This is a genomic window from Lentibacillus sediminis (assembly GCF_002763455.1).
Classification (GTDB): Bacteria; Bacillota; Bacilli; order Bacillales; family Amphibacillaceae; genus Lentibacillus_D; species Lentibacillus_D sediminis_A.
In genome coordinates this window covers 24,993-39,789 of record NZ_NIXK01000008.1, presented here as the reverse complement: position 1 = coordinate 39,789, position 14,797 = coordinate 24,993, and the positions used below count along the sequence as shown (strand labels likewise).

Annotated in this window: 17 protein-coding genes; 12 read left to right on the top strand and 5 right to left on the bottom strand. The window is 45.7% G+C overall.

The annotated features are described in order from the left end of the window. Positions 1 to 8: 8 nt before the first annotated feature. On the bottom strand, positions 9 to 1,349 hold the full coding sequence (locus CEG13_RS13790; protein WP_100012479.1) for a D-serine ammonia-lyase: 1,341 nt from the start codon (positions 1,347 to 1,349) through the stop codon (positions 9 to 11). Positions 1,350 to 1,687: 338 nt separating this feature from the next. On the opposite strand from CEG13_RS13790, the gene CEG13_RS13785 reads away from it, so the two are divergent. Together CEG13_RS13785 and CEG13_RS13780 are read left to right on the top strand one after the other, a co-directional pair. Beyond that, entirely contained in the window at positions 1,688 to 2,026 is a 339-nt protein-coding gene (locus tag CEG13_RS13785; RefSeq protein ID WP_100012478.1) for a hypothetical protein, read from the top strand. Positions 2,027 to 2,193: 167 nt separating this feature from the next. Next, positions 2,194 to 2,478, top strand: a complete 285-nt coding sequence (locus CEG13_RS13780; protein WP_100012477.1) for a GNAT family N-acetyltransferase — start codon at positions 2,194 to 2,196, stop codon at positions 2,476 to 2,478. Between the two features lie 145 nt (positions 2,479 to 2,623). Here CEG13_RS13780 and CEG13_RS18805 read toward each other — a convergent pair whose 3' ends face one another. Next, the gene (locus tag CEG13_RS18805; RefSeq protein WP_158234698.1) at positions 2,624 to 2,779 is read right to left on the bottom strand and encodes a hypothetical protein; all 156 of its coding nucleotides are present in this window, start codon (positions 2,777 to 2,779) and stop codon (positions 2,624 to 2,626) included. Between the two features lie 203 nt (positions 2,780 to 2,982). Between CEG13_RS18805 and CEG13_RS13775 the strand changes: the two genes are divergently transcribed. From CEG13_RS13775 to CEG13_RS13755, 5 genes are all read left to right on the top strand, one after another. Next, a complete protein-coding gene (locus CEG13_RS13775; RefSeq protein ID WP_100012476.1) occupies positions 2,983 to 3,213 on the top strand; it encodes an excisionase family DNA-binding protein in 231 nt (76 codons plus the stop codon). Positions 3,214 to 3,304: 91 nt separating this feature from the next. Further along, positions 3,305 to 3,580, top strand: coding sequence for a MerR family transcriptional regulator (locus tag CEG13_RS13770; protein WP_100012475.1), 276 nt, complete (start codon positions 3,305 to 3,307; stop codon positions 3,578 to 3,580). Positions 3,581 to 3,642: 62 nt separating this feature from the next. Beyond that, positions 3,643 to 3,999 (top strand): TipAS antibiotic-recognition domain-containing protein, encoded by a 357-nt coding sequence (locus CEG13_RS13765; RefSeq protein ID WP_100012474.1) that lies wholly within the window; start codon positions 3,643 to 3,645, stop codon positions 3,997 to 3,999. Between the two features lie 45 nt (positions 4,000 to 4,044). After that, positions 4,045 to 4,707: a VC0807 family protein gene (locus CEG13_RS13760; protein ID WP_192869556.1), complete on the top strand. Its 663-nt coding sequence runs from the start codon at positions 4,045 to 4,047 to the stop codon at positions 4,705 to 4,707. Between the two features lie 22 nt (positions 4,708 to 4,729). Beyond that, on the top strand, positions 4,730 to 5,245 hold the full coding sequence (locus CEG13_RS13755; RefSeq protein WP_100012473.1) for a DUF6933 domain-containing protein: 516 nt from the start codon (positions 4,730 to 4,732) through the stop codon (positions 5,243 to 5,245). 18 nt (positions 5,246 to 5,263) lie between these two features. Here the strand turns inward: CEG13_RS13755 and CEG13_RS13750 are convergent, their stop codons facing one another. After that, positions 5,264 to 6,250, bottom strand: coding sequence for a DmpA family aminopeptidase (locus CEG13_RS13750; protein WP_100012472.1), 987 nt, complete (start codon positions 6,248 to 6,250; stop codon positions 5,264 to 5,266). Positions 6,251 to 6,385: 135 nt separating this feature from the next. Between CEG13_RS13750 and CEG13_RS13745 the strand changes: the two genes are divergently transcribed. The 5 genes from CEG13_RS13745 to CEG13_RS13725 all read left to right on the top strand — a co-directional run bounded on the left by CEG13_RS13745 (position 6,386) and on the right by CEG13_RS13725 (position 11,770). After that, positions 6,386 to 6,967, top strand: a complete 582-nt coding sequence (locus tag CEG13_RS13745; RefSeq protein WP_338033016.1) for a redoxin domain-containing protein — start codon at positions 6,386 to 6,388, stop codon at positions 6,965 to 6,967. A 292-nt stretch (positions 6,968 to 7,259) separates the two neighbouring features. Beyond that, a complete protein-coding gene (locus tag CEG13_RS13740; RefSeq protein WP_100012471.1) occupies positions 7,260 to 9,149 on the top strand; it encodes an ABC-F family ATP-binding cassette domain-containing protein in 1,890 nt (629 codons plus the stop codon). Between the two features lie 147 nt (positions 9,150 to 9,296). Further along, entirely contained in the window at positions 9,297 to 9,866 is a 570-nt protein-coding gene (locus CEG13_RS13735; RefSeq protein WP_100012470.1) for a hypothetical protein, read from the top strand. Between the two features lie 70 nt (positions 9,867 to 9,936). Further along, on the top strand, positions 9,937 to 10,989 hold the full coding sequence (locus tag CEG13_RS13730) for a C45 family autoproteolytic acyltransferase/hydrolase (RefSeq protein WP_100012469.1): 1,053 nt from the start codon (positions 9,937 to 9,939) through the stop codon (positions 10,987 to 10,989). Positions 10,990 to 11,098: 109 nt separating this feature from the next. After that, positions 11,099 to 11,770 (top strand): hypothetical protein, encoded by a 672-nt coding sequence (locus CEG13_RS13725; RefSeq protein ID WP_100012468.1) that lies wholly within the window; start codon positions 11,099 to 11,101, stop codon positions 11,768 to 11,770. A 212-nt stretch (positions 11,771 to 11,982) separates the two neighbouring features. Here CEG13_RS13725 and CEG13_RS13720 read toward each other — a convergent pair whose 3' ends face one another. Both CEG13_RS13720 and CEG13_RS13715 read right to left on the bottom strand, forming a co-directional pair. Further along, complete coding sequence (locus CEG13_RS13720; RefSeq protein ID WP_100012467.1) at positions 11,983 to 13,323, bottom strand: CoA-disulfide reductase; 1,341 nt, start codon at positions 13,321 to 13,323, stop codon at positions 11,983 to 11,985. 17 nt (positions 13,324 to 13,340) lie between these two features. After that, the gene (locus CEG13_RS13715; protein ID WP_100012466.1) at positions 13,341 to 14,684 is read right to left on the bottom strand and encodes a sodium-dependent transporter; all 1,344 of its coding nucleotides are present in this window, start codon (positions 14,682 to 14,684) and stop codon (positions 13,341 to 13,343) included. Between the last annotated feature and the right edge of the window lie 113 nt (positions 14,685 to 14,797).

Below are 14,797 nucleotides of genomic sequence, written 5' to 3'. Positions count from 1 at the left end.
GCTCCCAATTATTTTTTCCAAGACTCAAGAAACTCCTTCCCTCTCCCATAAAACAACTCCATATCCCCTTCAGGTACAAGAGCTCCCCCTGTAGCCCAAGCAATATGCGTAATATTTTCCGCCTTTAAATTATGCTTCTGCACATAATCCGTTTGTAAAATCCGACCTGGCCCCACAAGCCCTGCAGTTGCTGAAGGCTCCAGGAAGATATTCTCGGAATCAGCAAGCATAGTAAGCAATTCGAACAATGTATGATCCTCAATCGTATATATTCCACTTACTAATTTATCACTGATGGGCGTGGCGAAACTCGACGGCCTGCCAACTGCTAATCCGTCGGCCTCGGTTACATTGTCGACACCGACATCCTGCACACTCAGTTGATCCATCTCACCTGTCATTAAGCCCAGCAAGACGGAAGGGGAGTTGACAGGTTCCACAAAAAAGCAATGAACATGGTCACCGAATAGCTGTTTCAACCCGAACGTGATACCACCTGGAGATCCACCAACTCCACATGGTAAGTAAACGAATAACGGACGTTCCGCATCTACGGAAATATTTTTTTCTTCCAATTGCTTTTTCAGGCGAAGGGCAGCTACACTATAGCCCAAATACAACAACTTCGAATCTTCATCATCCACAAAATATCCTTTAGGATCAGCAATGGTTTGCTTTCTTCCTTCATCAATGGCTACACCGAAATCTCCCGTAAATTCATGTACGGTTGCACCTTTCTTGCGCAGCAAATCCTTTTTCCATTGTTTTGCGTCTGCTGACATGTAGACAGAAACATTAAAACCCAGCTTTGCCCCCATGATTCCGATACTTAGTCCCAAATTGCCGGTGGAACCAACGCCGATGGAGAACTGCTGAAAGAAGGATTTGAACTTATCACTTGCAAAGACTTCATAATCATCACCTTTTTGCACAAGCCCTTCTTTTATCGCCAAGGTCTCTGCATGATGAAGCACCTCAAAGAAGCCGCCTCTTGCTTTAATGGAGCCAGCAATCGGCAGGTCATTGTCGCATTTTAAGTATAGTTCCCCTAATGTTTCATGGCCCGCATCATCCATTAATTGCTTCATATTTGTTAATTTGCGTAATTCGGACTCAATAATCCCATTTGTTGCACTTGTTTCGGGAAATGCTTTAGCCAAGAATGGGGCAAACCTATCCCATAGACGGTCCGCTTCCTCCATATTTTCTTTCGTTAATGGCAGTTGATCAAAGTCTTTCGCTGTGATGAGGTTGGGATTTTGCCAGATGACTGGATGTAGATTGATTATCTTATTGAATAAAGGAAATTTTTCTTTCCATGTTTCCATTTTGCTGTCGGAAAATACCATTTGATCATCCTCCGTTATCATTGTATTGTCGCGCTATGTATATTGTCCCCTAAAAAGAGGCCGATGACACTATATTTTTCCAGTGTTCGGTTTGGTATAAAAGAGAGATAACGATATATGGGGAGCGGGAGGATTTGGGGAAAATAACAAATGAGCTTTTCCGTGATTGATGGAAGTGTTGGATGGTAAAATTGGCGAGACAAAATGGTGGTGTTGATGAACATTTATGATGAAACCATTGTGCTGGCCTGCTTTAATGCAAGACCGGCCACCAAGGATATTGATGCTATATTCAATATTACCCGCAGCTTGATCATATACTAAACGGAATGGCAGAAGTGTATGAACTGGATCCGGACTGGATAAACCAGGATATAAGCGAGCCGCTGCAATATGTGAAAAAAGAAGACATGGAGGAATTTCATCGTTTCGAAAATCTGCACCTGCTTACTCCACCTGTTGAACAGATGTTTGCGATGAAAATTCTTTCTTCCCGGCCGAAACCATTCAGAGACTTTAGTGATGCGGAATTATTCAGCTGGATTTATTCGGGTGAATTAAAGCTGGAAGTGCCCTATACACCCGGGGTTGAAACAAACGGGAGAGAATCAGACGGATGTTTTCAGCACCAAGAGAGTTTGCTTTCCGCAATGTATTTTTTGAATAGGGAACGATAAAGCCGATATAGGCTTATAGTGAATGGGATTTACAATTTTTTAAAAATGATAACGCTGTCAAGCTGAAAGAGGTATTTCCATAATCGAAATAAAAGAGTATAATAGACATAAAGTACTAATTATCTTTTATGAATTTCTCGAAACTACACATATATGGAGGCTTTGCAATGACGGCTATTAATAGAGGGGCCAATAAATTTTATGTCGGTGAGGATATTAAAGATCCGCTGGCGGAAATTACCTTTGTGGAAAACGGCGGAGGGAAAATCGTCGTGGATCACACCTTTGTATCGGGCGATCTCCGGGGCAAAGGAATGGGCGGAGAATTGCTGAAAGAAGTTGTAAAGTATGCACGCGAGAAGAACAAAAAGGTGCTTCCATTGTGTCCTTACGCCAAAGGGAAAATGGAAAAAAACCCGGGATTTCATGATGTGCTGATCGAGCAGAAATAGGTGGAGGATCAGGATTTCTTTATTTGTGATTTTGTATATTGAAATTTCGGATGAATATGCTATAATAAGGGTAGAATGAAAGAAGACGATGTGCTACAACACATCGCCTTCTTGGTAACCTTATCGCTCGAAGCGAGAGGCTGCCCTACTTTTTAGAAGAGCCACCCCCGCCTTTGTGAGAGCGTTGTGGGGTGGTTTTCTTATTGGACTTTTTACTGCGAACGGTTTTGAAAACGAGAGCAACCAGTTGATTTATGATTGCTTTCATTGCCGCAGTTAACACATCTGTAAGAAACTCCATGTCGATCACCTCCTTCTTTCTCTGACGTAGAGAAAAAAAGGAAGAGCAATCTCCCACCCCGAAACAATTCGGCTACCAAGTTAATTATAGCACACGAAAATTTGTTCGTTAAGTATATTGTTGTAAAAAATTGGCTGATAGGTAGAATAATAATCAAATGGACTAAACTCCCGCCGAATCAGCAAAAAAAGGAGTTCACAGCCATGTACCTCACCATCCCCGAAACAGCAGAATATCTATCCACAGATGAACAGGCCATCAGGCAACTGGTTCTGCAGGGCCGCATCCGCACCATCCATGACGGCACCCAATACCTCATCAATAAAGAACAATTCCAAACCCACCTGGAGCAAGTGGAGAAATACCGAAAAATGATCCAGGAATACTTAAACGATCCAATCCCTGAAGATATTGATGTAAAAGATGAAGATTAAAAAAATTTTTATAAAAATTCTTGAAAAAAGATTGAATCTTACGTGGCGTCATCCGTTATAATGTTTTTAACACAAGCCACGGGGGTTCGAAGTGTACGCAATCGGAAAACTCGCTAAATTAAGCAATACGACAGTCCGCACCCTGAGGTATTACGACCAAATCGGTATTTTGAAACCATCAAAGACAGGGGATGGCGGACATCGGTATTACGATGAAAATGCAGTGGAAAAACTTCATCAGATCATGACGCTGAAAGATATGGGTTTTGAGCTGGATACCATTCACGACATTCTGACCAACTTCCAGAAGAAAACCTCTAAAGAATTTCTGCAAATGCGATTGGAAATGATCCAGAGGAGAAGTTAAGAAGCGCCGAAGATAGAATTCGCGGCATCCTTCAGTTAATAGAAATAGAATCAGAAGAGCAAATGAACTGGGAGGCTATTTTTGATACTTTTTTGCATCCGAAATTGTCTCAGCAAATACGAAAGTACAGGGAGAAAAATCTTACAAAAGAAGAGCAGGAAGCAATAAGTAAGTTGCCGAAAGTTGGCAAGGACCATGAAGAAGTAGATAAATGGGTTAAGCTGGTTAACGATATATGGTTGCATATCGAGAAACCACCATCTTCTCCGGAAGCACAGGATCTGGCAAGGAGATGGATGGAGAACGTGGATAGCATGTTTCAAGGGGATAGAGAGTTATCCCGAAAAGCTTTGAATGTTTATAAAGAAAAAGGGAGGTTGGTTTTTATCAATTTGACCCTGAGATTCTCCGTTTTATAGAAAAAGCAGGGGGATACTACTATAACAACAAGGCGGACAAAGTCCATGAATAAAAAACTGATGCTGCTGGACTTGATTTGTTATGCCGCCATCCCGTTTTTAATCTGGAATTACGCCAGGGAGCCGCTAGGAGATTATCTTGCTATTTTGCTCTCCACTGTGCCCGGGTTTATTTATACGATTTACCGTTTCATCGTTGAAAAGCAATTTAATATCGCCGGGATTTTTATTATCGGCTCGCTTCTTATCACTACGATGGTAAATCTATTGTCGTCCTCGGCAGAATCCATGCTGTGGAACCAGGTTTATTTGGGCTATGGTTTTGCGGGAATTCATCTGTTGTCAATACTGATTTTGAAACCGCTGGCACTTTATTTTGCTGTGGACTGGGCGTATTTGCTGGGACATGCCAGGGAGGACAGCAAAGCGTTATTCTCCACAAAAGGACTTTTTTCGGGTTTTCAGTTGCTGACAGGATTATTTGTATTTCGCGGCGTGTTTCAGAATTCACTGAAGGCATGGCTGCTTCAGGTGTATGGCGCGGATGGGTATGGGCAGATGATTATTTACATGAATATTAGCGGATGGATCTTCAGCGCTCTGATATTTGCTGGATTCGTATGGATTTCTGTGAAAATAAACAAAGAAGTCATGAGTTGGGAGGCCGCATCATCGCTGCCTGAAGATGGTGCTGAGAAGCAGGCTTGATTTTTAAAAGGAGGACGTTTCCATGTTAGCAATCCAAGTGACGAAAAAACTAAAAGACAAACTGAAGGTAGAGACACAGGCAGATGGGCTGGATGAAATATCTCCGCTGTTCTCCTGGCATGCGCATTTGTTTTTGTATAAGCGAAAGAATTATGTAATCGTCATGAATAATCAGTCAAGATACAATTTCTTTTTAGGCAGTTTGGTGAAAAAAGATTTTATGAACTTTGATGCGCTGATTACGGAGGGTATTCGCGAAAACTTGCTGGCAGACGAATTTGACGAAAGGGATGTAGACATTTACATGCAGCAATGCGACTCAGTCGATTATGCTCCCACCAGCTTGCGGCCGATCATCGGACAAATGAATGATAGCATTAAAATTACGAAACTTGGGTGGGAGTTTGATGGTCTGGAACCGGCGGACATCGACTTGAAGGCTTTAAATCGGAAGACCAATGAGGTTCCCTTTCTGTCACTCCCGGAAACGTATTCGCTTGATGCGATGAAAAAAGCTATGAAAACTTTGAAGGACTGACGCCAGCAGCGGCAGTCCTCACAAAGGCGCTTTCTCCACCACACGCCCTTTGCGTCCTTCCGTTGTCTCCGCTTTCCTCAGCGAGTTGAGGATCGCTTCTTCTGTCGTCTCCACAACCGCCCGGAATAATTGGCTCATCAGCGGATTATCATCCCGAATAGTTGTGATGCCTTCCATCGCAGAATCCGTATTATGTGAAACACGATTGGCAGTGGAAAAAGCAATCGCAATATCACCGCTGCCGTTATCCATGTGACTGCCAACCCTCCCGAGACCTGCTCCGCAGCGTTTAGCCAGCCGTTTTAGCTGCCTGTCATATAGTGGAGCGTCGGTGGCAATCACCATCATGATCGAGCCATCCGGCGTTTCCAAACGATTCTCAGCCCAATCTGAGAACAGCGCATCCTCCCGTTTTCCGAAATTGCTCAGCACCAGGCAGCCGACGGTAAAATTGTTCTTCTTGTCTGAGACCTGGCGTGACGATGTGCCAATGCCCCCTTTATATTCAAAACAGACCATTCCTTTTCCGGCTCCAACAGCACCTTCTTCCACAGGGTCCGCCTTTGCATTTTTAATCGCCTCGATAGCATGTATCGGCTTAACGGCCTGGTGCCGGATGCTGTTTAAATAGCTGTCATTGCATTCGCCAACGACAAGATTGATGGTGCTTGCAGTATCCCCAATATCTTCATTCTGATCGGTCATGTACTGTAACGTGCCCTGCCAGACTGCCCCGACACTGAACGTATTGGTCAGCATGATCGGCGACTCCAACAGCCCCAGCTCATCCACCTGCACAAGGCCGGTCGTTTTGCCATAGCCATTCAGCACCGCACTCGCTGTACGTGTTTTCGATTGAAATAAATTACCTTCATGGGGCAAAATGGCTGTCACCCCTGTGCAAACGGTCGTCTCCGTGTCGATTTTTTCATAAAGTGTGACATGCCCGACCTTTACTCTATCTACATCTGTAATGCAATTGGATTTCCCTTTTAAAAGAGACATTTGAACCGCTCCTCCCATCTTGTTATCGCTATTATAGCAGTTTTGTGGGTAAACGGAATCCCTTCATCTCTATGAATAGACGATGGGACAAAGGAATACAATACTACGAATGACACTAGTTTTACGGAGGATATCATGTTGAAAAAAATAATCTTGTATTTTGCGCTGGTTGGAATGCTGGCATGGGTAGTCTATGATTACTCCCCGCCGCCGGGTGGCATCGCCTCCTATGAAAATAATGCAGAGCGTCCCCCGGCTGCTCAGGAAACCATGGCTGTTGCTAATTCTGAAGAAGTAGGCGTACAAGTTGGCGATGTTGCTCCCGATTTTGAAATAACCACATTGGAGGGGGAGACCGTCAAACTCTCTGACTACCGGGGGGAGCGGGTGATGCTCAATTTCTGGGCAACATGGTGCCCGCCGTGCCGAGCAGAAATGCCCGCTATGCAGCAGTTTTACGAAGAGCATGATGTGACGGTATTGGCGGTGAATCTGACGGACACGGAGACCAATCCAAAGAACGCGGCCGATTTTGTCAGTGCATATGATCTGACCTTTCCCATCTTAATGGATAAAGAAGCGGAAGTGAGTACGCTTTATCGGATCAAACCCATCCCGGCGTCTTTTATGATTGATGAAAGCGGGCGGATTCAGTACAGGTCCTATGGTGCCATGACCTATGAGATGATGGTGGAAGAACTGGAGAAAATGGAATAACAGGAAACCGGCGGGCTGGCTGGTTTCCTTTTCTTTTTCTAGCAAAACAGCCTCTGATAAGATAACATAAAGGATAGAAGTCCATGCATCGGAGGAGAGAACAATCAAACTACTTTTGACACAGCTGGCAATCATTGCAGTCGTCTGGCTGGGGATGGCTTTCTTTTATTCCGATATGAATGAGGGAAGCAGAGTGATTTTTTACCTCGTTACCTCCTGGCTGCTGTTTTTGCTGGTTATTATCATAATGGCATGGCTGAGAAATAGAACGGAAAAGTGAGGAAGATCCATCATGCTAACTACCGAACATCTACATAAGTCTTACGGGGATAAAGTATTGTTTCAAGATATCAGCTTTACAATAACAAAGCAGGAACGGATCGGGCTGATCGGGGTAAACGGCACAGGTAAATCCAGCCTGCTGAAGGTCATTGCCGGACTTGATACTCCGGAAAAGGGCGAAATCAAGCATGCGAAGGACTACCGGGTTGAATACCTGGCGCAGGATCCGCAGCTCACGTCCGATTTAACCGTCATCGAGCAAATTTATTACGGAGAAGCTGATATCATGCGTGTTATGCGGGAATATGAGCAGACTCTTGATCTTCTTGAGAAAGACCCTGCCAATGAGGCAGTCCAGGAGCAGCTGCTTAAAGCTCAGCAAAAGATGGACCGACACGCGGCGTGGGAGACCAATGCTGCTGCCAAAACCATCCTGACAAGACTTGGGATCACGGATTTTGATAAGCTGCCTGCTGAACTGTCAGGCGGTCAGCGGAAACGGGTGGCTATCGCAAAAGCACTCATCCAGCCAGCAGATCTCTTGATTTTAGATGAGCCGACCAACCACCTTGATAACCAGACAGTCGAATGGCTGGAAAAATACCTCCATTCCTATAAGGGTTCACTGCTGCTCGTAACGCATGATCGCTATTTTCTCAACCGGGTAACGAATCGGGTTTTTGAATTGGATAAAGGAAATTTATATATCTATGAAGGAAATTATGAAGTGTTTTTAGAGAAAAAAGCAGAACGCGAAGAACAGGAACGAAGCGAAGAATGGAAGCATCAGAATACTTTACGGCGAGAACTTGCCTGGCTGAGGCGTGGTGTAAAAGCGAGGGGCACGAAACAGAAGGCAAGATCGGAACGTGTGGAGGAAATGAAGCAGAAACAATTCGATACCAAAAAGGAAAGCGTCGCCTTTCAAACAGGCTCCACCCGGCTCGGGAAAAAAGTGATGGAGCTGAAAGATGTAGAAAAATCCTATGGCGGGCATAAACTGCTGGATGCGTTCAGCAAGCTGATTAACCCTGGTGACCGGATCGGCATTATTGGACCGAATGGCGCCGGGAAATCAACACTCTTAAACATTATGGCAGGAAGGACGAAACCTGATAAGGGAGAGATAGAGGTCGGCCAAACGGTAAAAATTGGCTACTATACCCAGGGCGAAGAGGAACTGGACGGCAGCATGCGGATGATCGATTACATTAAAGAAGTGGCTGAAGTGATTCATGCCAAGGACGGGTCGGTCATTACAGCAGAACAGATGCTGGAACGGTTTTTATTTTCCCGGTCGGAGCAATGGAACTATATCAGCAAACTGTCTGGCGGAGAGAAGCGCAGGCTATACTTGCTGAAAGTTTTGATGCGCGAACCAAATGTGCTCTTTCTAGATGAGCCGACCAATGACCTCGACACCCAGACCCTGAGTGTGCTGGAGGAATATCTCGATCAGTTCCCGGGAGTGGTGATTAGCGTCTCCCATGACCGGTATTTCCTGGACCGTGTTGCCCGCCAGCTGCTTGTTTTTACCGGCGAGGGGAAGACAGAGCAATTCACCGGAAACTACAGCGAGTATCTGGAAAAAAACGGGACGCCGGGTGCGGAAGTTTCCAAGCCAAAGCCAAAAAAACCGGCGAGCCAGCCGAAAAAACAGAAAAAGAAGCTTTCCTATATGGAGCAAAAAGAGTGGGATAGCATTGAAGATGAGATCATGTCACTTGAGGAAAAGATTGAAGAGATGAAGAGTGGGATCGTAGAGGCAGGCAGTAATTCCGAGCAGGTACAGAAGCTATTTACCGAACAGGAAAGATTAGAAGAAGAGCTGGAATCCAAGATGGAAAGATGGGAAGAACTTTCCCTCATTGTTGAAGAGTTGGAAAATGAAAAATCATGAAGCAACCGCCTGAAGCAGGCGGTTTTTTTCTTTGGTGATGGTAATTCCTCCATTTCACTAAGTTTCCAAAAAGGAATGTAATCCCTGAATAATAATTCAGCAGAAGATCAAAATATATCCGAGATCTTTATCTAGGTGGTTAATCCAATGAACCGAACCCAGTTGTATAATGAAATTTACGAGACGAAAGATAGGCTCGCAAGTCTTTATTCCGAGTATTGGAGCAACTTTGCAGGACCGGAAACCTGGTATTTTTGGTTCAACCTTGCAAGCGTTGTGCTGCCTTTGGTGTTATTATTCTTTGTCATTGACCGGGAGCGGATTTTTGAAATCTCTTTTTTTGGCTACTCTGCTCATATGCTGTGGCTAAATACAGATACGATTTTGTCTGCGCAAAATTTCTTGACCCACCCACATGGTATCAGTCACCTGTTTCCTATCGGGATCACCGTGACAGCGGTGCTCTTTCCCGTAACGTTCATGCTGCTTTATCAGCATTGCACGAATAAAGGAAAAAACTTTTATTTGTACGCTGTTATTGTATCTGCTATATTTGCATACGTCCTTGGCGGATTGTCAGATTTGTTGGATCTGTTGAGAATGCATAAAGGCATGAATCTGACCTATCTATTTCTGATTGATGTGGCAGTCGTGTTTGTGGCCCTGTGGGCGACGAGGCTTTTCCTGCGAATAAAAAGGACGAAGCGAAGAATCTGAGCGCGATTATTCCCAAAAATGGTTATATCCTTTAGACTGTATGTAGACAATAGATATTGGGGATGAGGGCATGAAGCAAATATATAGTGATATCATTCAATTTCGCGGCAGTCATTATGAATTTGGCAAAATGCAGGGGGAGCTGCTGCAGGATTCCTTTACCCTGGAGAACCGGCAGAAACAGTGGAAAATCAGGCGTCCGCGCTTTGACCTCAATGTAAAAGAAGCAAAAGAGGTCTTCGGGATGTTTGCACCAAGGATCTGGGAGGAGCTCAAAGGTTTCCAGGAGGCCCTCAACTGGACGATGGAGGAGGTACTGCAGGAATTTGGCGGCTACCGGCTGGAATACAAAAAGAGTGGATGCTCGATTTTTACCGGCAGCGATTATCTGATCCGCAATTATGATTACCATCCGAAGACCTATGAAGGGCGTTATACGATTTATCAGCCTGATGATGGCGGCTATGCAGTAATCGGGCCGTCGCAGCGGATTACCGGACGGATGGACGGTATGAATGAGAAGGGGCTTGCGATGGGCTATAACTTTATTCACCGCAAGAAACCCGGTGACGGATTCATCTGTAATATGATTGGCCGGATTGTTTTGGAGACTTGTGCGGATGTGCAGGAGGCAGTTGACCTGCTTAGAGAAATCCCTCACCGCCATTCCTTCAGCTATACAGTGCTTGATAAAGAGGGCGAGACGTTCATTGTGGAGGCCACACCAAGGGGAGCCGAGGTGCGCCAGTCCAATGTCTGCACCAATCATTTTGAAATTCTCGCTGATGAAAATCGCCATCATTTGGAGGATTCTTATAAACGGATGCAGGCCCTTGAAGCAAATCGTCATCCGGAGATGGACGGCTATCAGGCATTTCGCATGCTGAACGACACAGGACGCGGCGTATTTTCCGATAAGTATAAGCAGTGGGCCGGAACAATTCATACATCCGCTTACTTTCCGAAGCAGGGAAAGGCATGGTTTGTCCTTGGAGGTGACCGCGATCCAGTCATTTTTGATTTTAACGAATGGCTTGAAGGGAAGAACACTTCCGTTAAACGCCTGCTCGGCTGGGTAGATACCGAGCTGCCTTTCGTACATATGGATGCCAATGTACGATAGTTCAACAATCTGGTTTAATGGGAAGAAAGCAAGGGAATTTAGGTAAATGCTTCCCTTTTTGTAAAATATCGTTATAATTAAAGCACAAGGAAATAAGGAGGTTGCTCTCATGAAATTGTATCAAGTGAGGAAGGGGCAATTTGTTTTTTTCAAGAATGAATTGCACAAGGTGTATTCTGTCAAACCGGTTTTCAAAAAGTCGATCCACCTGTATCGGTTGAAAGACATGCAGCAGGTTTTGACCAAAGCCAGTGAAATCACGCTGTACCGCCCAAAACATAATGACACGTTCATTTTTTACGGCAAGCGGTATACGATTGACAAAGACAGAAAGCCTGAAGAGGGAGATTACATCTTAATCGTAAAACCCGCCCCGGATTTTCTCGATCACTATTCATTAAACGAAATCGAGAAAGTAGAGAGCGTCGAGGACGGAAATGTAACCACTACCCGGGATAACGGGGTTAAACATCATGAATATGTCGTGATGGTGCCGGGCAAAACGGAAGCCAGCCAGGAAATTGCCTATTTTGACAAAAACCTGGTTCCGGAAGCACAGCAAATCGAAGACGAATCCATTTCGTACCTGTCAGAAAAAGATGACTCACTGAAACCAGTGGTTGGCGATATCTATATTGATGTCAGACAGGGAACAAAAGCCATGATCGTGGCCATGACCGAAGATGAAGTTGTCTTTGGACACGGGGTGCGCGTACATGTTGCCGAGTTGCTGGATGAGAACAATTTCGAACTCGTTTATCGGTTTGAAGAAGATTTGTAAAGAGCTGGAATAATAAACTCCCACCTGCCAGGGGCAGATGGGAGTTTTTTGGTTTTGGCGGGAGAGCGGGCGGGAGGTTAAGTCGTTGGAGTTCAACCCGAGGCGAGGGCTTCCGGTCGAGAGCGGAAACTTCAACCGGAGAGAGGAAACTTCAACCGGAGAGAGAACTTCAACTCCAGAGGCAGAACTTCAAGCCGAGAACCAGCAGCCCACTATTCCAGCATCTCACTCGCCTTATAACCGATCGCATTCACCGGATCTTTAGAACTGGAATAAGGCGGAGCATAGGCCAGCTCCAAATCTGGCAAATCGGTAACACTAAGACCGCCTTTCATCGCAGTGGCAAGAACGGCGAGCCGTTTATCTGCACCCTCATACCCGACGGTTTGCGCGCCATAAATAATGCCTTTTTTCGGATCGAATAATATTTTCAGCCACAGCTTCTCTGCGCCGGGATAGTAGGGCGCATGGGAGCGGGTTTCCAGCACAGCTTCTTTAAATGCGTATCCCATCTCATTCAGCGTATAGCTGTTATGCCCTGTCGATCCAATGGTAAGATCAAACAGTTTGAGTATAGCGGTGCCGATCTGCCCAGGGTTCGGCACATCACGGCCCATCAAGTGACTCGCCGTGAAATAGGCCTGACGGTGTGCGGGCCAGGCAAGCGGAATATGTCGCGGCTTTTTTGTCAGAAAGTCTTTCGTTTCCGCTGCATCGCCGATTGCGTAAATATCCGGGTCACTCGTCTGCATAAAATCATTCACAGCAATCCCGCCGGTGCTGCCGAGGTCAAGGCCTGCCTCTTCCGCAAGCCAGGTGTTTGGGCGGACGCCGACGGACATAATGGTCATATCCGCCTGCAATGTATTGCCGCTTCCCAGGTGGATCGTTTTTCCGCCTTCACTGTAGCCGGTTAACTTGTCGTTCAGGATCACTTTCACACCTTTGTCCTGAAGATGTTCCTGAATCTCCGCAGCCATGTCCTTGTCCACTGCTTTCATTACTTGGTCCGAGCGGTCGACGATGGTGCAATCCAATCCGCGGAGTTGCAGGTTGGCCGCCATCTCCATCCCGATAAATCCCGCACCGATCACCGCGGCGGTTTTTGGCTGATTTTCCCGGATAAACTGCTCAATCTGATCCATATGATTGATCGCTCTCAAGGTGAAAACACATGCTTCGTTCTTGCCAGTCATATCAGGCACGACCGGGGTAGCACCGGGAGAAAGAATCAGCTTATCATAGCTCTCGTCCATGACAGCAGAGTCGGTTCGGTATTGAATTTGCTTTTGGTGGCGGTCAATGGAGAGTACTTGGGAATTTCTCCTCACTTCGACATCATATTTGCTGCTAAATTTCTCTGGAGGATACAGCAGATTGTCGCGCTCCTCGATCGTCCCGCCAATATAATAAGGCATGCCGCAATTGGCAAACGAGATATACTCACCTTTTTCAAACATGATGATTTCTGATTGTTTATCATTTCTGCGGATTTGCGCGGCAACGGTTGCTCCGCCGCCGACCCCGCCTACAATAACAATTTTCTGTGCCAATTCGATTCACTCCTCCGTTAAAATAGTCCAATTGAGCCCAGGAAGACGACGATGATTGTTACAGGAACCACCCAGCGCATCAGCTGATACCAGGTGCCGTAAAACCCGGCAGCCCAAGTCGTGCTCGAGATGAACTCCTGTTTCACAAGTATTTTATCCATTTTATATCCGATAAATAAGGCGATTAGCAAACATCCCACAGGCAGGATGATATTGCTGACGAGAAAGTCTGTTGCATCGAATATGGTCATACCGGAGATCAGAAAATCTGACAGGGTACTCGATGATAAAGCAGCCGGAATTCCAGCCAAAAAGACAATCAGGCCGGCTACTGCAGCCACTTTTTTCCTCGAGCGCTCACTTTTTGCCGTAAATGCGGACGTGATTATTTCCAGCATGCTGAAAGAGGAAGTGAGCACGGCAAAGAGAAACAACAGCAAGAATAAACTGAGAAAAACTTCGCCAAACAGCATTTGCGCAAATGCTTCTGGGAGCACCATAAATAATAATCCTGGTCCTTCTGTCGGCTCCAGCCCAACAGCAAACACCACTGGAAAAACGGCCAGTCCGGCAAGGAGAGACACGAAGATATTCATGATCGATACCGATCCTGCCGACATTGGCAGACTCACATCTTTGCCTAAGTACGAGCTGTATGTGACCATTACAGAAATACCTACCGCCAGTGCAAAGAAGGATTGACCGAGTGCATAAAGAATACTTTCCCAGGATAACTGGGAGAAATCCGGCCGGAGAAAGAAGCGCAGGCCTTCCATTGCTCCTTCGAACGTCAATGCACGTATAACCAGGATAATAAAAAAGACAAATAGCAATGGCATCAAAATCTTGCTTGATTTTTCAATTCCATTTTTAATACCAAGTGAAACCACTGAAATGTTAATCGCCATAAAAGCAGCCAGCCCAAGAATGGAAATTGCCGGTGATCCGGTAATCTGTGCAAACAGCTGCTCATAGTTCGTCCCGTCCTGAATCACCATCCCGACCAGGGAAAGGAGACTGTAAATCAGCACCCAGCCGCCGACCACACTGTAGAAAGACATTAACAGAAATGCGCCAGCTACTCCCAGGTGGCCGATAAATGCCCAGGGTGTTCCCGGAGCCAGTGACTGATAGGAACTTACTGCTTCTTTATTGGAACCCCGACCGATGATAAATTCCGATAGTAGAATAGGAAGGCCAATCACCAGGGTGAAGGCGATAAAAACGAGAAAGAAAGCCCCGCCTCCATTGGTGCCGGTCATATAGGGGAATTTCCAAATTGCCCCAAGCCCAATAGCCGCTCCGGCCGAAGATAGGATAAAGCCAAGTTTTGTTGTCCATTGATCGGTCTTATTGTTCATACGTGATTTCCTTTCTGTCTGAGCATCATGATATAGCGGGAAAATCTAGGATTTTTCCGCGTAGGGTGTGTCTATTAGTCAAAACAGCTCCCCGAAGAGCTCGAAATGTCGTA